The following is a 20,255-nucleotide window of genomic DNA, read 5'->3' as shown; positions in this document are numbered from 1 at the left end:
TTCAGGTAAAGAATTTAATATGTTGCTACATAGACTTAAGTATGGTAAAAACACATATGTAGATAGATTTTGGCTCAGCGGATGTTATAGCAAATCTGAAATAAACCAAATCTACGATGAATATATTGCGAGTAATAAAATTGACAGCTATGTAAAGATTCAAACGGAAACAGAAAGTAATCTTCCGTTTTGATTGTACAGCCTAGGCGATGTCATTAATACTTAAAGCCTAGGTTTTATTATAAAATATATAAATAGCTACGATTGGCGGTTTTTAAATTATTGTTGCCAACTTGTTATATAAAAACTAAAAGTACTGAAAATAATATTCAGTTACGGGTTATCCGTACCTTTTAGTGTTTGTTTCTGGTTAAAAATAGTATTATTTTTTTGTTGCATCTCTATTTGCTTTACAAATAAATCTAGCGGATTGGTTATTTTTTGTAAATCCTGACTTCTAACATGTGTATAAACCATCGTCGTCTCTGGCCTAGAATGACCCAAAAGTTCCTGAATATATCTAATATCTGTACCGTTTTCTAATAAATGAGTAGCATAACTGTGTCTTAAAGTATGTGGTGTAACGCGTTTGGTAATTCCGGCAAGCTTACAATTTTTTCTTAAAAATTTTCTAATAGATTCTGGGGAATATGGAGTCCCTTCTTCCATACCTTCAATCAAATATTTTGTAGGTTCATAAGTGGTTAAATAATTATGTAGCATAGGCATCATTACATTGGCTATAGGCACATATCTGTCTTTTCTTCCCTTGGCTAATTCTATTTTTAAATGTTGTGTTTGCAAATCAATATCTCTTAGTCTTAAATGAATCAATTCGCCAATTCTTAAACCCGATGAATAAATCAAAGCAATACAAATTCTATGTTTTAAGTTTTTGGTTACCCTAATCAATTCAATCACTTCTTCTTTTGATAATACATTTGGCAACAATTTACTTTTTCTAGGAGCCAAAGCATTAAAATCAATCTCAATGGGCATTTGGGTAAATGTTATATAATGTTTCATAGCACTAATAAATTGCCTATGCGTACTTATAGAAGCATTGGCAGGAACCAACGCATATTCTATATACAGTTCAATATCTCGTAAATTAAAAATCTGAATCTCTTTTAGATGAATCACAAATTCAGCTACCAAATTGGTATATGTTTTTAAAGTACTTTCACTAAATCTTTTCCCTTTTAAAAACTTATAAAACGCATTCAGTTGCTCTTTTTGTTCTTGGTTTAATCTTAACTTAATTGGATCTTTAGGAGGTGCTATAACACTAATAACTTTTTTTGATTTTTCCTTTTGTAAAGCACTATAATCAATATAGGATATATTTTTAAAATCTTGATAAAAAGAATTGATATCAAACCCCTCATTTAAAAGGAACCATGTGTTAAAATGATTGTTCCATTTAATTGGATAGCCCGAAGTTTTTAACTTATAAATCAAATCAGGATCATATTCAAACTCAATAAGAATGATATTAACTTTCTTATAAATATCAGGTTTTAAAATAATTTTTTTTTTCATAGCGCAAAGAATCAAAAGAATACATCCCTATAAATATACAAAACACTTTTCATCATATACACTGTGTAAAAACGCATAACATTCATACCAGAAACCTATCTTTGTATTATTATCACAATCATATGCCAGTCAATACACTTTTAATAACACCGCCCTTTACTCAGTTAAATACTGCTTATCCTGCCACCGCTTATATCAAAGGTTTTTTAGATAACAAAGGGATAAAAACTACTCAAATGGATTTAAGTATTGAGTTGTTTACGGCAGTGTTTACAGGTGAATTTATTGATGCTATTTTTAAACAGGCTGATTTACTTAAAAACTACGATTTTCCATTGGTTTGGAAACAAAAGCAGGAGTATATTGATAAGGTAGATATGGTGATGAATTACTTGCGTGTGCAAGAAGTAACAGCAGCTTATCAAATTATTCATAAAGATTTTTTACCTCACGGACATAGACGTATCAAGCTTGAAAAAGATTTAAGTACCGAGTTTGGAATGTTAGGAATTTTAGACAAAGCCAAGCATATAGCTACTTTATTTGTAGAGGAATTGGGTGATTTTATCAATGCCAATGTAGATGAGTTTTTCTCTTTTACACGTTATGCCGAAAGTATTGCCCGTGCCGCTTCTAGTTTTGATACCATTGATGAGTTTTTACAATACGAAACCACGTTGATAGAAGATGAAATGATTTACATTTTAGATCAGCATTTGCAAGAAAATAAGTATGATTTAATTTGTTTTACCGTTCCTTTTCCAGGGAATTTATTTTCTGCTTTGCGATGTGCTCAGTTCATCAAACAAGAATATCCACAAATTCAAATGGCCATGGGTGGGGGATACCCAAATACTGAGTTAAGACGTTTGTCCGATCCTAGAATTTTTAACTATGTTGATTTTATTTCTTTAGATGATGGGGAAAGTCCTTTGCTTAGAATTACAGAATATATTGCAGGAAAAATAGGTGTAGAAGGTTTGGAAAGAACCTATCTTTTACAGAATGATAAAGTGGTTTATGCAAACAAATTGCCCAATACTATTTTTCATCATAAAAACTTACCGGCTCCAAGTTATGTAGGATTGCCACACCATAAATATTTGTCTTTTTTAGATGTAATGAATCCGATGCACCGTATGTGGTCCGATGGGCGTTGGAACAAACTAACCATTTCTCATGGATGTTATTGGAAACAATGCTCTTTTTGTGATGTTACGTTAGATTATATAGGAAATTACGAAAACACCACTGCTGATGATTTGGTCAATAAAATTGAAAAAATTATAGCAGAAACAGGCGTTACAGGTTTTCATTTTGTAGATGAAGCCGCTCCGCCAAAAATGTTACGAGCACTTGCAAATAAATTGCTAGAACGCAAAGTGTATATTACTTGGTGGACAAACATTCGTTTTGAAAAAACATTTTCTAAAGAGTTGTGTGCCTTATTGTCAAAATCAGGATGTATAGCGGTTACAGGAGGTTTAGAAGTAGCATCAGATAGATTGTTAGCTAAAATGAAAAAAGGAGTAGACATTGGTCAAGTAGCCAGAGTTACCAAAGCTTTTTCTGAGGAAAATATCATGGTGCATGCCTATTTAATGTACGGATTCCCAACAGAAACTGCCCAAGAAACCATAGATTCTTTAGAAGTAGTTCGTCAGTTGTTTATGCACAATTGTATTCAATCCGGATTTTGGCATCAGTTTGCCTGTACCGCCCATAGTCCTGTAGGTAAAAACCCCGATGAATTTGGTATTAAAGTTACAGGACCTAAATTTAAAGGTTTTGCAGAGAATGATTTATATCACGAAGACCCAACAGGAGCAGAGCATCATTTATACAGTCAAGGATTAAACATCGCTTTAAACAACTATTTAAATCACAAAAGATTTGACATTCCTTTATCCGATTATTTTGATTTTAAAGTGCCAAAAAAAACACATCCTAATAACTTTATTGAGAATTTCTTGAAAGAGTAATTTGTAAAGATGTTTAAACAATTCTTACTGAAGTGCTATAGCTAGGAATATTTACTTATTTCGTTCAAGCAGAATCTATAAAAGTTATTATGAAATGAAAATTGTTAGGAATTAGAGATTTTAAACCAACCCCACAATCTCCTCTACAAAATAATCAACTTCCTCTTTGGTAGTCAATTTAGAAAAAGACACACGTACCGAGGTATTTTGTTGCTCGGTATCGTTTAAAAAACTTTGCAATACATGAGAGCCTTTATTGCTACCACTTTGACAAGCAGAACCGCCAGAAACGGCAACCCCTTTCATGTCTAATTGAAACAACAACATCGGTAAATCTTTATCAAACTGAATATTGATTACTGTGTGAGTACTTTGGTTTAGCTCCCCAGAAATTCCATTAAATTTTGCCGTAGGTATTTTGGTAGTGAATGTTGAAATAAAATATTGTTTCAATTCTTTTAAATAAGCTACATCCTCAGTTAAGTTTTGTAAACAAACAGACAAAGCTTTTTCCAGACCTACAATGGCAGCTGTATTTTCGGTACCGGCTCTAGCACCACGTTCTTGTTCTCCTCCTAAAATTTCGGGAGCAATGGCGGTTCCTTTTCTAAAAAAAGCAAAACCAATTCCTTTAGGTCCGTGAAATTTATGAGCAGCAGCAGTAATAAAATCAATGTCTAAAGTGGTTAAATCCATTTCAAAATGACCTATAGATTGTACCGTATCACTATGAAACAAGATATTGTATTGTTTTTTTAAAGCAATTACTCTTGGCAAATCTAAAATAGTTCCAATTTCATTATTTACATGCATCAAAGAAATTAAGGTTTTCTGAGTGCTATTCCTCAAAATTTCTTCTAAATGATTATAATCAATAGTTCCATTTTTATGAGTATTCACATAGGATATTTCAACACCTTTAGTCGCAAGAAAATCAACCGTATGCAACACCGCATGATGTTCCAAAGCAGAAGTTACAATATGTTGCACGCCTAAATGATGGACTGCATTTTTTAAAATAAAATTATCGGCTTCCGTACCTCCAGAGGTAAATACTATTTCTGAAGTGGTACAATGTAAAAGTTTGGCAATGTTTTTACGAGCATTTTCAATTACCGCCTTAGCACTACGTCCAAAAGCATGGGTAGAAGAGGGGTTTCCAAAAGTAACATTCATGGTTTGTACCATGGCCTCAACTACTTCGGGTAGCATAGGGGTGGTGGCTGCGTTGTCTAAATATACTCGTTTCATAAGCGCAAAAGTAAAGTATCTGTGGTTAAAATACCATAGGATTTTACAATTTGTCAGTTATAAAGGTATGGCATTAAAATTGACTTATCTTATGTAATTAATAATACATGCTTGATTTTCTGTACCTTTGCAGACCCATATCAGCAACCAAACACATACCTAGTGTCAAAATGACATTTTTGAAATATGAGTAGACATAAAAATATAAAAATAGACACATTGTCTTTCCACAATATGATTGATGAAGATTCAGATTTAATTCCTTTATTAACTCCTGAAGATGAAGAGGAAATGAATAAAGAATTGGTTCCTGATACTTTGCCAATTTTACCTTTAAGAAACACTGTGTTATTTCCGGGAGTAGTGATTCCAATTACAGCAACTAGAGACAAAGCCATTCAGTTGATTAAAGAAGTAAACAATGGCGATAAAATTTTAGGAATTGTTGCTCAAAAAGATCCTTCAAGTAAAAATCCAACTTTTGATGATGTATATCACACAGGAGTAGTAGCACAAATTTTACGTGTCTTAAAAATGCCTGATGGAAATACAACGGTGATTATTCAAGGAAAAAAACGTATCAAATTAAATGCTGTGGTGCAAAACGAACCTTTTATTAAGGCTGCTACCACAGAAATGATTGACGATATGTTTGTACAGGATACGGATGAGTTTAAAGAGATCATTCAAACAGTTAAAGAAACGGCTTTAAACGTAATTCAAGAAAATCCAAATATTCCATCAGAAGGAACTTTTGCGATTAAAAATATTCAGAGTAATTCATTTTTAATCAACTTTATTTCTTCTAACATAGAATTATCTGTGGAAGAAAAACAAGAGTTGTTAGAAATCAATAATTTGCAAGATAGAGCTATTGCTATCTTAAAAAAGTTGAATACTGAGTTGCAACGTTTAGAGTTGAGAAATGATATTCAGAACAAAACCAGAATTGATTTAGACCAACAACAACGTGAGTATTATTTACATCAGCAATTAAAAACCATTCAGGAAGAGTTAGGAGGGAATTCTCATGAAGCCGAAGTTCAAGAATTACTAAAAAAAGCTAAGAAGAAAAAATGGTCTAAAGAGGTAAAAGAAACTTTTGAAAAAGAGGTGACTAGAATGAAGCGTTTGAATCCTCAAATGCCAGAATATTCTATTCAACGCAACTATTTAGAGTTGATGTTAGAGCTGCCTTGGGATACTTATACCAAAGACAAGTTTAATTTAATTGAAGCTCAAGAAGTTTTAGATAGAGATCACTTTGGATTAGAAAAAGTGAAAGAACGTATTATAGAACATCTTGCTGTTTTAAAATTAAAAGGAGATGTGAAATCTCCAATCATCTGTTTGTATGGACCTCCAGGAGTGGGAAAAACTTCTTTAGGAAAATCTATTGCAGAAGCTTTGGGTAGAAAATACGTAAGAATGGCTTTGGGTGGTTTGCGTGATGAGTCTGAAATTAGAGGACACCGTAAAACCTATATTGGAGCCATGCCAGGTAGGTTGATTCAGAATCTTAAAAAAGCGGGAACAAGCAATCCTGTTTTTGTATTAGATGAAATTGATAAGATGGCGGTAGGAATGCAAGGAGATCCTGCCTCTGCGATGTTAGAAGTTTTAGACCCTGAACAAAATTCAGCTTTTTATGATAATTTCTTAGAAATAGGATACGACTTGTCTAAGGCCATGTTTATTGCGACAGCAAATAGTATTGGTGATATTCCTTGGGCTTTAAGAGACCGTATGGAAATGATTAATGTTTCTGGATATACCATTGAAGAAAAAATGGAAATTGCCAAGAGACATTTGTTGCCAAAACAATTAAAAGAACACGGATTAAAAACAGCGCATTTAAAAATCGGAAAATCTCAGTTAGAGTTTGTGGTTACCGGTTATACACGAGAATCAGGAGTTCGTAATCTAGAAAAAGTGATTGCTAAGTTGGTTCGTTATGCAGCCAAATCTGTAGCCATGGATGAAGAATACGAAGTGACTTTGACTAATGAAAAAATAGAAACTATTTTAGGTCCTGCAAGAATGGAACGTGATAAATACGAAAACAACGATGTTGCTGGAGTAGTTACAGGTTTGGCTTGGACAAGCGTTGGAGGAGATATTTTATTTATAGAATCTATTTTATCAAAAGGAAAGGGATTGTCTATTACAGGAAATCTTGGAATGGTGATGAAAGAATCAGCAACTATTGCTTTGGAATACATCAAAGCCAATGCTGAGAATTTAGGAATTAAGCAAAGGGTTTTAGATGAATATAAAGTACATATTCACGTACCAGAGGGAGCAACGCCTAAAGATGGACCAAGTGCCGGAATTACTATGTTAACCTCTTTAGTATCGACTTTTTCACAGCGTAAAGTAAAATCTAAAATTGCCATGACAGGAGAAATTACTTTAAGAGGTAAGGTGTTACCTGTGGGTGGAATTAAAGAAAAAATATTGGCAGCTAAAAGAGCAAATATTAAAGAAATTATTTTGTGTGAAGCCAATAAAAAAGACATAGAGGAAATTAAAGAATCTTATGTAAAAGGATTAAAATTCCACTACGTGTCTGAAATGAAAGAAGTGTTAGAAATTGCACTAACCAAACAGAAAGTGCAAAATGCTAAAAAGTTATAAACAAAAAATCCCTACAGTCTATGTAGGGGATTTTTTGTTTACTAAAATATAGTTTTATTTAGAGGTTAACTCTTGTGTTTTTTCTAGAACAACATATTGGTTAAATTTGTTAACTATGGTGTTTAAATAAGACTTAACTCTAGTGTATTCTTCAGGAACATAAACTGCTTTCTTAAATTTGTAATTTCCTACTACAAAAACTGTATTTTCATTATTAGTATAACTTAAATTAATACTAACTAGTTCATCGTCTACTTTATAATTCTCTGGTAGATTATTAATTATATAGTTTTTCGGGATGGTAATGGTAGCACTAAATTGTCTGTCTTTAATATATTCAAAATCTACAGGATAACTCCTTTCTTCTTGAGTTAAATTGTTTTTTCTCTTAGGAAAATTTAAAAAAGGTTTGATAACTATTTTATTGACTATTTGTTCTGATTGATAAGATCCTTTAAAGTTTATAGCATATGGATACCTTTCATTATCAAAATTAAGGGTTTTTACATTACTGATTTCTCCAACTTTAGAGGTATAATGATTTTTTATTTTTGTAGTGTTGTTCTCAAATAAATCTCTATTCTGATAAGCATCATAATTTGTACTTTGCATTGCAATTATTACATCTGTATTTAATGTTGATGGATTAGTAATATGCTGAATATTTATTCTTTCTAAAGATTCTAATTGACTGCTTAGATTCACCCATTTTACTTCTTCTTCCTCATCTACAATAATTCCTTTTTCATTTAAACATTTAACTGGAAGCATATTGTAAGGCAAGTGATCTTTAGTGGCATCAGTTAAAAAAGCTGGGCTGATATTTACAAAAGCAATCACATAATTTGTTATATGATCAAAAGGATATTCAATAGGAATTTTACCATGACTGCGAGTACTTAAAATAATGGGTTTTGCTTCAATGCCCGCTTCATTAAGCATGGCTATTAAAAAAAGATTGATTTCAGCGACATTACCTTCATGTTTATTAACAAACTCTTTTACTGATTTCCGAGCATATTTACCATGAAATCCATTCCAAATAAAATTATTCTTAACATATTCAATAATTTTTTGTGCTTTTTCAGTAGGATTCAAATCATTTAAACTCAATTCTTCTTCAATAATTTTTTTAGCATAACGAGAGGCGCTTTTAAGATATTTTCCAAAATTTTTATGTTTGATCAATGCTTCGTTTAGCCCAGTCCAAGTAGACATAATATCTTTTGTTCCTCCTGTAGGATATTTAATCTTTGCCATTTGGAAGTCCATTTTCATGATATAATCATTAACAGATGTAATGTATGATTCATCTTTAAAGGCAGGAACATCTTTTAATACATATGTGTGGATGTAATCTTTAAATTCTACTCTAGCATAGGTTCTTTCTGAATTGCTAATTTTTGAATTCTGATAATCAAATTTTTTAATTCCTTGAGCAATAAATACATAATCATAAAAAGGAACCATTCTAGCTTCATATTCACTATAAATAGTAGGAATCCTATCTTGAAAAGTCCAATCGGGAATATTGAAAAAAAACGGGGTTTTTAACTCGTAGGTATATTCAAAAACAGAGCCTTCTTGTACATTAGGAAATACAAACTTTTTTTGATACCATCTTTCATTAATTTGTTCATCATAAATGTTTGAAGGATCAAGTTTTGTCTCTACCAATCTATTGTTTTCTATTGTAAAAGTAACGGCTTTTATGTTTTTTATGATTTCTGTTTTTCCATAACCATCAACATAATATGGGATGGTAATTTCTGCATAATTAGATGCAGATTTGTCAAATATTTTAATTCTTTTATGTCTGGTAAATTTTATTTCAAGGCCTTTATCAGTATCTATAAAACTTGTTTTTCCAATATCAAATAAGACCACTGCTTTAGCTGTGGTATCTTTTTCGTAACGAGACATTTTAATTTCGTCTCTTGAAAATTCACCGAATTTTACTTTTAATTTTTGTGAGTGAACTAGCGAAGTAATTAGTAAGCCTATAATTAAGGGAGAGATTAGTTTGTGTTTCATTTTAGATGTTTACTTTTTCTTTTTAATGTAGTTGTATATGACTATTTAAGAATGTTTTAAAATTTAAATATCACAAGCAATTGTTTTTTGTAAACATAACGATTATTTGTAAAAAAAGTAAAAAACGTTTTATGAAATTACGCCTTCAATAAAACCTCCTACATAATAAGAAACAATAGCTGCTAAAATTCCTAATAAAAGGGTCTCAGCAACTCCCTTCCAGATGGCAATGTGGTTGATATAAGATTTTAAAGAGCCCACAATTACAAATCCAATTCCGGTACAGATAGAAGAGTATAAAAAGACATTGGCTTTTATAGGCGAAATATAATCAAAAACATAGGCCAAAAGAGGGAATATTCCTATTAATAAAAAAGAAATATAAGTAACAATAGACTTTCCTAAAGGATTGAAATTTCTTTCTAATTGATCAATATCTTCCTGTTTGCTAGCATATTTCAATCCATTATCTTTTTCTGTTTTGGCAGATAAATAAGCACCTACAGACATGGCAAAACCATCGGCAAGTAAATTAGCAAACCCCAAAATAATAATGATAGAACTGTCTAAATTGGCTCCCACAGAACCTGCAACCACCGCAAAAGTTGTTACACAACCATCGATTCCTCCATACACAAATTCACCAAGGTATTTTTCAATTTTTTGATAGATATGAGAAGTCGATGATGCCATAATAGTAAGATAGTTAACTTACTTAAAGTTATGACTTTGAGCGTTTAGAAACGATAAAAATTGTGTAGTACAATGATTTAATAAGTATCTTGAAGTCTTTTAGAAATCATTTGAATAATTCGCCTACTATATTCAGAAGCATTGTTTAAATACAGTGTAAATTCTTCATTAGTAAACATTCCTATAACCATCCCAATATACTGATTTCTTAAATGTTGATTTCTAGTGACTGCTGATTTTAAAAACTCATTTTTTTGATGAACTTCTAAGTTTTGTAGGTTGAAATCTGAATGTTGTAAATAGTTATCAAACAAAGCAATAATTAAATTATGCTGCATTTTTATGATAGGACGTAATACTGCATTCTGAAATTGTTCTTCAGCCGACATGTTTTTATCCACTTTTGCTGATGGAATATTGGGTCTTATTGATTTTTTATTCTCCATCTTAATTCAACTTTTCTTTTAAGAACGCTCCTGTATAAGATTCTTTATTTTGAATCAAATCTTCAGGGGTTCCCATAAACAATACATTTCCACCTTTTTTACCACCTTCTTTCCCTATATCAATAATATAATCGGCACATTTAATAAAGTCAACGTTGTGTTCAATTACAATTAAAGAATGTCCGTTGTCTATTAAGGCATTCATAGATTTTAACAACTTTTTAATATCGTGAAAATGTAATCCTGTGGTAGGTTCATCAAAAATAAAAAGTGTAGGTTCTTGTCTACTTCCTTTTACTAAGAAAGAAGCCAGTTTAATACGTTGTGCTTCTCCACCAGAAAGGGTAGAAGAGGACTGTCCTAAAGCTACATATCCTAAACCAACATCTTGTAAAGGTTGTAGTTTTTTACTGATTTTACTTTGTTTTGTTTTTCCAAAGAATTCAACGGCTTCATCAATAGATAAGTTTAAAATATCATCAATGTTTTTATCGTTGAATTTGACCTCTAAAACCTCTTTTTGAAAACGTTTACCATTACAAGTTTCACATGGCAAATGTACATCGGCCATGAATTGCATTTCTATAGTAACTTCTCCTTCTCCTTTACAAGTTTCACATCGACCGCCATCTACGTTGAAAGAAAAATGTTTTGGTTGATAGTTTCTCATTTTAGCCAAGTTTTCGTTGGCAAACAAAGAACGAATATCATCATATGCTTTGATGTAGGTCACTGGATTAGAACGAGAAGATTTTCCAATAGGATTTTGATCAATGAATTCTACGTTTTTAATCGCATCTAAATCTCCTTTGACTTGAGTGACTTCACCAATTTTGTTTCCTTGTCCAAAAATGTGTTTCTGTAAAGTAGGATATACAATATCTTTTACCAAAGTACTTTTTCCACTTCCTGAAACTCCGGTAATGACAGACAAACAATTTAAAGGAATACTAACATTAATGTTTTTTAAATTGTTTTCTCTAGCACCAATAATTTCAATTTTATTTTTGGTAGTTCTTCTCTTTTTGGGAACTTCAATTTTGTCACAACCATTTAAATAATTTGCAGTATGCGTGTTCGCTTTTAAGATTTCATCGTAAGTTCCTTCAGCAACCAATTCTCCTCCAAACACTCCTGCATCAGGTCCAATATCAATAATATAATCGGCCTGTTTCATAATATCTTCATCGTGTTCTACCACAATGACGGTATTTCCTAAATCACGTAATTTTTTTAAAACTTCAATTAATTTTAAGCTATCTTTTGGATGTAAACCAATACTAGGTTCATCCAAAATATACATAGATCCTACCAAGCTACTTCCTAAAGAAGTGGCCAAGTTGATTCGCTGACTTTCTCCCCCAGACAAAGTGTTAGAAGCTCTGTTTAAGGTTAAATATCCCAAACCAACATTGTCTAAAAACTGTAACCTGTTGTTTATTTCGGTGAGTAATCTTTTCCCAATGACGGCATCGTATTTATCAAGATTTAATACTTTCATAAATACCGTTAACTCATCAATGGGAAGGTTAATTAGTTCGTTGATGTTTTTTTTACCAACAAAAACATTTTTGGTTTCTGGTCTTAATCTGGTTCCTTTACAAGTGGTGCATTTTGTTTTACCTCTGTAGCGAGACAACATCACTCGGAACTGAATTTTATAACTTTTAGCTTCTAAATATTTAAAAAAGTCGTTTATTCCTTCAAAGGATTTGGTTCCGTTCCAAACCAATTCTTTCTGAGCATCGGTTAATTCAAACCATGGTTTGTGTACAGGAATGTCATATTCATAAGCATGATTGATTAACTGATTTTTCATGTCAGCACCACTTTCCCCTTTCCAAGGAGCAATACAATCTTCGTAAATAGATAATGAAGTATTTGGAATCACTAATTCTTCATCTACACCAATTACATTTCCGTAACCTTCACAAGTAGGACAAGCTCCGTAAGGATTGTTAAAGCTAAAAAAATGAGTGTTAGGCTCGTAAAAAGTCATGCCATCCAACTCAAACTTATTGCTAAACTCTCTGGTGGATTTATTGTCTAAATTTTCTAACGTACAAATTCCTTTTCCTTCGTAAAAAGCGGTTTGAATAGAATCTGCCAATCTATTGTAATAATCTTCATCATCTTTAACTACAATTCTATCAATCACCAAATTCAACACCGTTTTGGCGGTAATATCCTTAGGATTTACTTCTTCAATTCTATACGTTTCTTCATCAACTTTAATTCTTGCATATCCTTGTTGTACCAAAATTTGTAAGGCTTTGTCAGCATCTCTATTTCCTAAATCATAAGGAGCTAGTAACAATAATTTGGTGCGTTCTTCTAGACTTTTTAAATGATTAATAACATCAGAGACTGTTTCTTTTTTGACTTCGTTTCCAGAAACAGGAGAGATGGTTTTCCCAATTCGGGCATATAATAATTTTAAATAATCATAAATCTCCGTAGTGGTTCCAACAGTTGAACGTGGGTTAGAAGAATTTACCTTTTGTTCAATGGCAATGGCAGGAGCAATTCCTTTGATATAATCTACCTTAGGTTTATTAAGTTTACCTAAAAACTGACGAGCATAAGACGATAAACTTTCTACATACCTGCGTTGTCCTTCGGCGTACAAAGTATCAAAAGCCAAACTAGATTTTCCAGATCCGGACAATCCTGTAATGACCACCAACTTGTTTCTTGGAATAACAACATCAATATCTTTTAAATTGTGCAATCCTGCACCTTTGATAATAATGAATTCTTTTGGAGATAAATTTTCAAGTACTTTACTCATGAATAATGCTTGTGTTGAGAACGTAAAAATAATTGTTTTGTAACAATTATAAGGTAAACCATCATTTATAATAGTACTAATTATAATAATTAAATTTTGGTATGTTTATTGTATATTTACGAACTATATATAATCATTAAAACCAGATCGCCTATACCTTAAAATTACTCGAACTAAAAAGTAATTACAAATGGAATTAAATTCTAAGCAGTCAGATGCTACATTGGTTTCCTTATACATTAAAGGTGATGAAAAATGTTTGTCTGAGCTGATAGCGCGACATGAAGAAAAGATTTTCGGTTATATATATTCTAAAACTTTTGATAGAGATTTGTCTGATGATCTTTTTCAAGACACATTTATCAAAATAATTCACACTTTAAAAAGAGGAAAGTATAACGAAGAAGGAAAGTTTTTACCTTGGGCTTTGCGTATTGCCCATAACTTAACTATGGATTTTTACCGTGATAAAAAACGTAAGAAGACTAAATATGCTACAGAAAATTATGATGTTTTGGACTTTATTGAAGCAGAAGATTTAAATGCTGAAGATAAAATTGAATTGGAGCAAACCCTTAAAAATGTAGCAGAACTGGTTGATTTTTTACCTGAAGATCAACAAGAAGTTTTAAGAATGAGAATTTTTATGGATTTAAGTTTTAAAGAAATTGCAGAGCATACCAATGTAAGTATTAATACCGCTTTGGGTAGGATGCGTTATGCTTTGATTAATTTAAGAAAAATATTAGCCGAAAAAGAAGTAATAAAATTTAACTGATAAAATATTTTGATATATCTAACGTTAATAAGGTATTAAACGATAGATATATGATAAAAAACTACTCAGATTCGTCATTAGACAAAAAAATGAATACTTCAACTTTAAAGCCCCGAAAAGAAACAGTTTCTTTTTTATTAAGTTTTTCTAAATCCCTAAGCATAGTGAAAGGAAACATGTTAAAAGAAATAAGGTTTGACAAAAATTAATGTCAAACCTTATTTTATTTTTTTCTTTTTGTAATATTCCTCAATCACGGATTTTCTACCAATGGTTTTGGTGATGATATCTTTGTCTAAATCCCAACCACGAGCTGGGGAATACTCTCTTCCGTAATAAATAATTTGCAAATGTAATTTGTTCCAAGTATGTTCTGGAAACAAACGTTTGGCATCTTTTTCTGTTTGCTCAACACTTTTTCCGTTGCTTAATCCCCAACGATACATTAGTCTATGAATGTGGGTATCTACAGCAAAAGCAGGAATGTTAAAAGCTTGACTCATAACCACACTTGCTGTTTTGTGACCCACAGCAGGCAATGCTTCTAAATCTTTAAAATTGGCTGGAACTTCTCCGTTGTGTTTGTCTATTAAAATATGCGACAGTCCATGAATTCCTTTAGATTTCATTGGAGATAAGCCTACAGGTTTTATAATTTCTCTAATTTCATCTACCGTTAATTTTATCATGTCATAAGGATTGTCTGCTTTTTTAAATAACAAAGGAGTAATGGTGTTTACTCTAGCATCAGTACTTTGTGCAGACATCAATACAGCAATTAATAAAGTATAAGGATCTTTATGATCTAGTGGAATAGGCGTTTCTGGGTATAATTTTTCTAAAGTATCTAGTACAAATTGTACTTTTTCTTGTTTTAGCATAGGAATAAGTTTCAAATCAAAAGTAATTATTTATTAAGAAATACGACAGAGGTTTGTGATTTCTTTAAATAAATCATTTAACAAAAAATAGAGAAAACAATCTCTAAATTGTAATGTTCTAAATGCTATTTTTACTTCATGAAAAAATTTATTCCTGCTTATTTACTAACCTTTGTAAACGTATTAGGATTTAGCCTATTAATGCCTATTTTACCTTTTGTGGTAAATAGTTATGGAGCTCCAAAATGGGTGTTTGGTTTGTTAATAACCTTGTATAGTGCTTTCCAGTTTATTGGAGCACCTTGGCTGGGTTCTATGTCTGATGAAAAAGGTAGAAAACCTATTTTACTAATTAGTCAGACAGGAACATTATTAAGTTGGATTATTTTTGTGATTGCCATTGCCTTACCAGAATATCCTGTTTTTGGATTTGCTCTTCCTTTATGGATTATTGCATTGTCTAGAATTTTAGATGGAATTACTGGTGGGAATACTTCTGTTACCAATGCTTATGTAAGTGATTTAACAACAACTAAAGAGAAAGAGTATATTTTTGGTTATTTGGGTGGTATTGCTGGAATTGGAATGATTATCGGTCCAGGTTTAGGAGGGATTACCGCATCAACTTCTATAGGATATTTAGGAACTTTATTTACCTCAATTTTTATTTCTGTAGTAACTTTAATCACCATTTTTAAATGGCTAAAAGAAACACATCCTGTAGAAAAAAGAGTTGCTAAAAAGAAAACAAATATTTGGGAAATATTAATTATTCCCTTAAGAATTAAAAGAGTAGATCCATCACCTCTTATTAAAGTACTGTTTACTATGAAGTTTTTCTTCTCTGCAATGATGGGCTTCTACATTGGAACGATGGCTTTGTTTTTAATTGATTTGTTTGATTTTGATGTTAAAGAATTAGGATTATTTATGTTTGTTATTGGGCTCTTTTTGTCTTTAAACCAAGCATTTGTATCTAAGTTTTTTATTAGTAAACTAGGAGCTTTTAAAACCTTAATTCTAGGACTTTGTTGTTGTGTATTAGGATTAATTGCGATTACATTAACAAAAAACTTGTGGTTGTTTATTCTATTTTATTATGTCTTAAATTTAGGATTATCACTTTGTTTTCCTGTGTTTAATTCATTAATATCTGTAAATGCCAATCCAAAAAAGCAAGGAGAAATTATGGGAATTAGTGAGGCGATTAACTCTTTTTCTATGGCTTGTTTTCCTGTTATTTCAGCTATTATATACTCAACTATCGGAAATCATTTATACCGTTATATGATTTTATTACCCATGGCTGCTTTGGTTTTTGCTTTTATAGGAATTAGAAAATATGGGAAAAATACTTTTCAACCTTAAGATTTAGGAATCGTCTAAATAACAACTTTCTTGAGTTCTATTTAGTCATCCTAACTGCTTTCTTTATATTTGTTCTTCGATTAAAAAAATCAATGTATTATGGAGATGTTAAAAGTAGGAGATAAAGCTCCCAATTTTGAGGCAATAGATCAACATGAAAAGACTGTGAAATTAAGTGATTTTGCAGGAAAAAAACTAGTGGTTTTCTTTTATCCAAAAGCAAGTACTCCAGGCTGTACTGTTGAAGCTTGTAATTTAAGAGACAATTATCAAACTTTTTTAGCTCAGAATTATGAGGTCGTTGGAGTAAGTGCAGATTCTGTAAAAAGACAAGCAAATTTTGCCAACAAACAAGAATTACCCTTTTCTTTATTAGCCGATGAAGACAAAAAAGTGATTGAAGCTTTTGGTGTTTGGGGACCTAAAAAGTTTATGGGAAAAGAATATGATGGTATTCACAGAACTACCTTTATTATTGATGAAAATGGTATTATAGAAGAAGTGATAGCCAAAGTAAAAACCAAAGAGCACACAGCTCAAATTTTAAAATAAATATATGGATCAAGTGATTCTTGTAAACGAACAAGACGAACAAATTGGAATAATGGAAAAAATAGAAGCGCATGAAAAAGCTTTGTTACACAGAGCATTTTCCGTTTTTGTTTTTAATGATGCAGGAGAATTAATGTTGCAACAACGTGCCAAAGACAAATATCACTCACCTTTGTTGTGGACCAATACTTGTTGTAGTCATCAAAAAGTAGGAGAAACCAATATAGAAGCAGGTAAACGTAGGTTGCAAGAAGAAATGGGTTTTACGACTGATTTAAAAGATGTTTGTTCTTTTATATACAAAGCTCCTTTTGACAATGGCTTAACAGAGCATGAGTTTGATCATGTATTAACAGGAATATATAATGAAGAGCCTAATTTAAATCCTGATGAAGCGGAAGCATACAAATGGATGAAATTAGAAGATGTAAAAGCAGATATGCAAAAAAATCCAGAAATTTATACTGCTTGGTTTATCATTATTTTTGAAAAGTTTTACGAGTTTATTAGTCAATAATGGAAAGGGTTAAGAGAAAAATCATCATTGGAGTCATCTTTGCTTTGGCAGCAAGTTTAGTGAGTGTTTTAATTCAATACCATCAAGATTTTTGGGAATTGGTAAAGTTTAATGCTAATACCATTGGATTGAACTTTCTGTTATACTTTTTAGCAGGTTATGTGTTAATAGGGAACTTGTTTACAAATAAAAAAGCTAATTAATTATGGAAATTACGGTACATAGAGTAGCTTATTTTAACGCAGCGCATCGTTTGTTTAGAGCTGATTGGGATGACGCTAAAAACTTTGAAGTTTTTGGTAAATGTAGCAATCCTAATTATCATGGACATAATTATGAGTTGGTGGTTTCTGTAACTGGAGCCATTGATCCCGAAACAGGTTTTGTAATGGACTTAAAAGTCTTAAAAAGATTAATTAAAACTGAAGTAGAAGATGTTTTGGATCATAAAAACTTAAACTTAGAAATTGCTGAGTTTAAAACAACCAATCCAACAGCCGAAAACATTTCCATTTATATATGGAATAAACTAAGAATTCACATTCCAAATCACTTAAAGTTAGCCATAACTTTATATGAAACTCCAAGAAATTACGTAACTTATTCAGGAAAATAATTCATTGTTATGAAAGTAATTGCTATGATTCCTGCTCGTTTACAAGCGACCAGATTCCCTAAAAAATTATTAAGAGATTTATGTGGTAAGACTGTAATTACCCGTACTTATGAAGCTACTGTAGGAACAGGACTTTTTGATGTGGTGTACGTCGTAACAGACAGCGAGGAAATTAAATCTGAAATTGAAAGCAATGGAGGAAATGTCATTATGAGTCTTAAAGAACACGAATGTGGTTCTGATAGAATTTCTGAAGCGGCTGAGATGGTTCCTGGAGATATTATCATCAATGTTCAAGGCGATGAACCTTTTACTAGAATAGAACCTCTACAAGACTTAATAGAGGTTTTTAAAAACGATACTAAAGAAGAAATTTCTGTCGCCTCTTTAGTACACACTATGGAAGACTGGCATGAAATTGTAAATCCTAATAATGTAAAAGTAGTGTTAGACAATAACAATTGTGTGATGTACTTTTCTAGAGCTCCAATTCCACATCCTAGAGACAAAGAAGTAGACGTAAAATATTACAAGCACATAGGAATATATGCTTTTAGAAGACAAGCTTTGTTAAATTTTCCTAAAATGAAAATGTGTCAGAATGAAGCGACTGAAAAGCTAGAAGGAATTCGTTTTTTAGAACATGGTATGAAAATGAAAATGGTAGAAACGCCTTTTAAAGTAATTGGGATTGATACTCCTGAAGATTTACAAAAAGCAATTCATATATTACAACATGCCTAAATACAAAGTTATTGCTTTTGATGCCGATGATACACTTTGGGTAAATGAACCTTATTTTAGAGAAGCTGAAGATAAATTCGCCAAGTTGTTGTCTATTTATGAAACTGAAAATAAAATTCAGCAAGAACTCTATAAAGTCATTACAGGTAACATTCCTTTATATGGTTACGGAGTAAAAAGTTGTATTTTGTCTATGATTCAATGTGCTACTGAACTTTCTAACAATCAACTTCCCGCAAAGATTACACAACAAATTTTAAATATTGGAAAGGAAATGCTTTCTAAACCTATTGAGTTGTTACCAGGTATTGAAGAGGTTTTAAAAGTATTATCAAAAAAATATACTTTAATCGTTTTGACCAAAGGAGATTTGTTAGATCAAGAAAAAAAATTAGAACGTTCTGGTTTACTAAAATACTTTCATCATGTAGAAGTGATGAGTGAAAAAAATCCAGAAGGATATCAGCGAATTTTAAAACATTTAGACATTGCTCCAAAAGATTTTTTAATGATTGGAAATTCTTTAAAATCAGATGTTCTGCCCGTATTAAACATTGGAGCAGAAGCCATTCATATCCCTTTCCATAGCATTTGGCAATTTGAAATTGTTGATCAAAATAGGTTAGAAGATCAACAATATAAAACGCTAAGTTCCGTTAAAAAGTTATTAGATATTCTTTAAAGGTATCTAATAATGTTTGCTCAGTATTAACACTGATTTTTGCAATTTTACTGGAAATAAACAAATGTTTAAGTTATATTTGTTTCGCTATAAAAAAAAAGACGATGCCAAGAGAAATGTATACTTATACTCTTAATATACTTGAGAAAGTAAGTTTTGATGTTGATTTGTTTATTAATGAATTTAATAAGGCTACCAAGAGATTGTTACCACATGAAATAAACGAACTAAATCTTTGGTTAACTAATTATATATTTATGAATCCTCATTTAGAACCCGCTGCAATGGTTTTAAAAATCTAAGATTTCTATCGATAAACTTAGTGGTTAATTAGAATGCTTTTCTATATTTGCAGTCGAAATGTTTCAGAAATTTATCCTCATATTATTATTGACAACCTTGTCTATACGTCCTGCATACTTTGTAGGGAATGTGGTTTACTATGAAACGCATTTAAGTGAAATAATAGAGAAGTATTGTGTTAACAAAGACAAGCCAGAACTACAATGTAATGGACAATGTCATTTAGCAAAAGAAATAAATGCTATTGATACTTCTGAAGATGGAAAAGCAGTTGTAAATGTTAGCGCTGCCTTTTTTCCTGTTTATTTTCAAGCTATAGAAAAAATTAATTTGTCTATATTTCCTCCAAAGGAAATAACTACCTATTTTGATTATGACTTTACTTATACTTATTTGTTAAGTCATAAAATCAACAAACCTCCAATGGTATAGTTTTAA

19 protein-coding genes are annotated in these 20,255 nt (G+C 31.4%); 12 read left to right on the top strand and 7 right to left on the bottom strand.

What is annotated here, in order from left to right:
- Positions 1-333: 333 nt before the first annotated feature.
- Entirely contained in the window at positions 334-1,542 is a 1,209-nt protein-coding gene (locus BUB70_RS04960; RefSeq protein WP_073118949.1) for a tyrosine-type recombinase/integrase, read from the bottom strand.
- 122 nt (positions 1,543-1,664) lie between these two features.
- Between BUB70_RS04960 and BUB70_RS04955 the strand changes: the two genes are divergently transcribed.
- Positions 1,665-3,524 carry a B12-binding domain-containing radical SAM protein gene (locus tag BUB70_RS04955; protein ID WP_073118947.1) on the top strand — a complete coding sequence of 620 codons (1,860 nt, stop codon included), beginning with the start codon at positions 1,665-1,667 and terminating at the stop codon, positions 3,522-3,524.
- Between the two features lie 120 nt (positions 3,525-3,644).
- Here BUB70_RS04955 and BUB70_RS04950 read toward each other — a convergent pair whose 3' ends face one another.
- Positions 3,645-4,775, bottom strand: a complete 1,131-nt coding sequence (locus tag BUB70_RS04950; RefSeq protein WP_073118945.1) for a cysteine desulfurase family protein — start codon at positions 4,773-4,775, stop codon at positions 3,645-3,647.
- A gap of 186 nt (positions 4,776-4,961) precedes the next feature.
- Between BUB70_RS04950 and lon the strand changes: the two genes are divergently transcribed.
- Positions 4,962-7,412 carry an endopeptidase La gene (lon, locus tag BUB70_RS04945; protein WP_073118944.1) on the top strand — a complete coding sequence of 817 codons (2,451 nt, stop codon included), beginning with the start codon at positions 4,962-4,964 and terminating at the stop codon, positions 7,410-7,412.
- A gap of 54 nt (positions 7,413-7,466) precedes the next feature.
- On the opposite strand, the gene BUB70_RS04940 is transcribed toward lon, so the two are convergent.
- The 4 genes from BUB70_RS04940 to uvrA all read right to left on the bottom strand — a co-directional run bounded on the left by BUB70_RS04940 (position 7,467) and on the right by uvrA (position 13,376).
- Positions 7,467-9,446: a transglutaminase domain-containing protein gene (locus tag BUB70_RS04940; protein WP_084730184.1), complete on the bottom strand. Its 1,980-nt coding sequence runs from the start codon at positions 9,444-9,446 to the stop codon at positions 7,467-7,469.
- Positions 9,447-9,575: 129 nt separating this feature from the next.
- Complete coding sequence (locus BUB70_RS04935; RefSeq protein WP_073118941.1) at positions 9,576-10,139, bottom strand: VIT1/CCC1 transporter family protein; 564 nt, start codon at positions 10,137-10,139, stop codon at positions 9,576-9,578.
- Positions 10,140-10,216: 77 nt separating this feature from the next.
- On the bottom strand, positions 10,217-10,585 hold the full coding sequence (locus BUB70_RS04930; protein ID WP_073118939.1) for a hypothetical protein: 369 nt from the start codon (positions 10,583-10,585) through the stop codon (positions 10,217-10,219).
- A 1-nt stretch (position 10,586) separates the two neighbouring features.
- The gene (gene uvrA, locus BUB70_RS04925) at positions 10,587-13,376 is read right to left on the bottom strand and encodes an excinuclease ABC subunit UvrA (protein WP_073118938.1); all 2,790 of its coding nucleotides are present in this window, start codon (positions 13,374-13,376) and stop codon (positions 10,587-10,589) included.
- A 190-nt stretch (positions 13,377-13,566) separates the two neighbouring features.
- Here uvrA and BUB70_RS04920 point away from each other — a divergent pair, with 190 nt between their 5' ends.
- The gene (locus BUB70_RS04920) at positions 13,567-14,154 is read left to right on the top strand and encodes an RNA polymerase sigma factor (RefSeq protein ID WP_073118937.1); all 588 of its coding nucleotides are present in this window, start codon (positions 13,567-13,569) and stop codon (positions 14,152-14,154) included.
- 218 nt (positions 14,155-14,372) lie between these two features.
- On the opposite strand, the gene BUB70_RS04915 is transcribed toward BUB70_RS04920, so the two are convergent.
- Positions 14,373-15,035, bottom strand: a complete 663-nt coding sequence (locus BUB70_RS04915; RefSeq protein WP_073118935.1) for an endonuclease III domain-containing protein — start codon at positions 15,033-15,035, stop codon at positions 14,373-14,375.
- 138 nt (positions 15,036-15,173) lie between these two features.
- On the opposite strand from BUB70_RS04915, the gene BUB70_RS04910 reads away from it, so the two are divergent.
- From BUB70_RS04910 to BUB70_RS04870, 9 genes are all read left to right on the top strand, one after another.
- Positions 15,174-16,403 (top strand): MFS transporter, encoded by a 1,230-nt coding sequence (locus BUB70_RS04910; RefSeq protein ID WP_073118934.1) that lies wholly within the window; start codon positions 15,174-15,176, stop codon positions 16,401-16,403.
- A 99-nt stretch (positions 16,404-16,502) separates the two neighbouring features.
- Positions 16,503-16,955 carry a thioredoxin-dependent thiol peroxidase gene (gene bcp / locus BUB70_RS04905; RefSeq protein ID WP_073118932.1) on the top strand — a complete coding sequence of 151 codons (453 nt, stop codon included), beginning with the start codon at positions 16,503-16,505 and terminating at the stop codon, positions 16,953-16,955.
- A gap of 4 nt (positions 16,956-16,959) precedes the next feature.
- Entirely contained in the window at positions 16,960-17,472 is a 513-nt protein-coding gene (gene idi, locus BUB70_RS04900) for an isopentenyl-diphosphate Delta-isomerase (RefSeq protein ID WP_073118931.1), read from the top strand.
- The gene (locus tag BUB70_RS04895; protein WP_073118929.1) at positions 17,472-17,675 is read left to right on the top strand and encodes a hypothetical protein; all 204 of its coding nucleotides are present in this window, start codon (positions 17,472-17,474) and stop codon (positions 17,673-17,675) included. The genes idi and BUB70_RS04895 overlap by 1 nt, the downstream gene beginning before the upstream one ends.
- Before the next feature lie 2 nt (positions 17,676-17,677).
- The gene (locus tag BUB70_RS04890; RefSeq protein WP_073118927.1) at positions 17,678-18,088 is read left to right on the top strand and encodes a 6-pyruvoyl trahydropterin synthase family protein; all 411 of its coding nucleotides are present in this window, start codon (positions 17,678-17,680) and stop codon (positions 18,086-18,088) included.
- Between the two features lie 9 nt (positions 18,089-18,097).
- Positions 18,098-18,832 (top strand): 3-deoxy-manno-octulosonate cytidylyltransferase, encoded by a 735-nt coding sequence (gene kdsB / locus BUB70_RS04885; protein WP_073118926.1) that lies wholly within the window; start codon positions 18,098-18,100, stop codon positions 18,830-18,832.
- Positions 18,825-19,514 (top strand): HAD family hydrolase, encoded by a 690-nt coding sequence (locus tag BUB70_RS04880; protein ID WP_073118924.1) that lies wholly within the window; start codon positions 18,825-18,827, stop codon positions 19,512-19,514. The genes kdsB and BUB70_RS04880 overlap by 8 nt, the downstream gene beginning before the upstream one ends.
- Positions 19,515-19,618: 104 nt before the next feature.
- Positions 19,619-19,816 (top strand): methyltransferase domain-containing protein, encoded by a 198-nt coding sequence (locus tag BUB70_RS04875; RefSeq protein ID WP_073118923.1) that lies wholly within the window; start codon positions 19,619-19,621, stop codon positions 19,814-19,816.
- A gap of 58 nt (positions 19,817-19,874) precedes the next feature.
- Complete coding sequence (locus tag BUB70_RS04870; protein ID WP_084730183.1) at positions 19,875-20,249, top strand: hypothetical protein; 375 nt, start codon at positions 19,875-19,877, stop codon at positions 20,247-20,249.
- Positions 20,250-20,255: the final 6 nt, after the last annotated feature.

The sequence above is a fragment of the Wenyingzhuangia marina genome (assembly GCF_900130035.1).
Taxonomy (GTDB): Bacteria; Bacteroidota; Bacteroidia; order Flavobacteriales; family Flavobacteriaceae; genus Wenyingzhuangia; species Wenyingzhuangia marina.
This window is presented reverse-complemented; position numbering and strand designations above follow the sequence as displayed.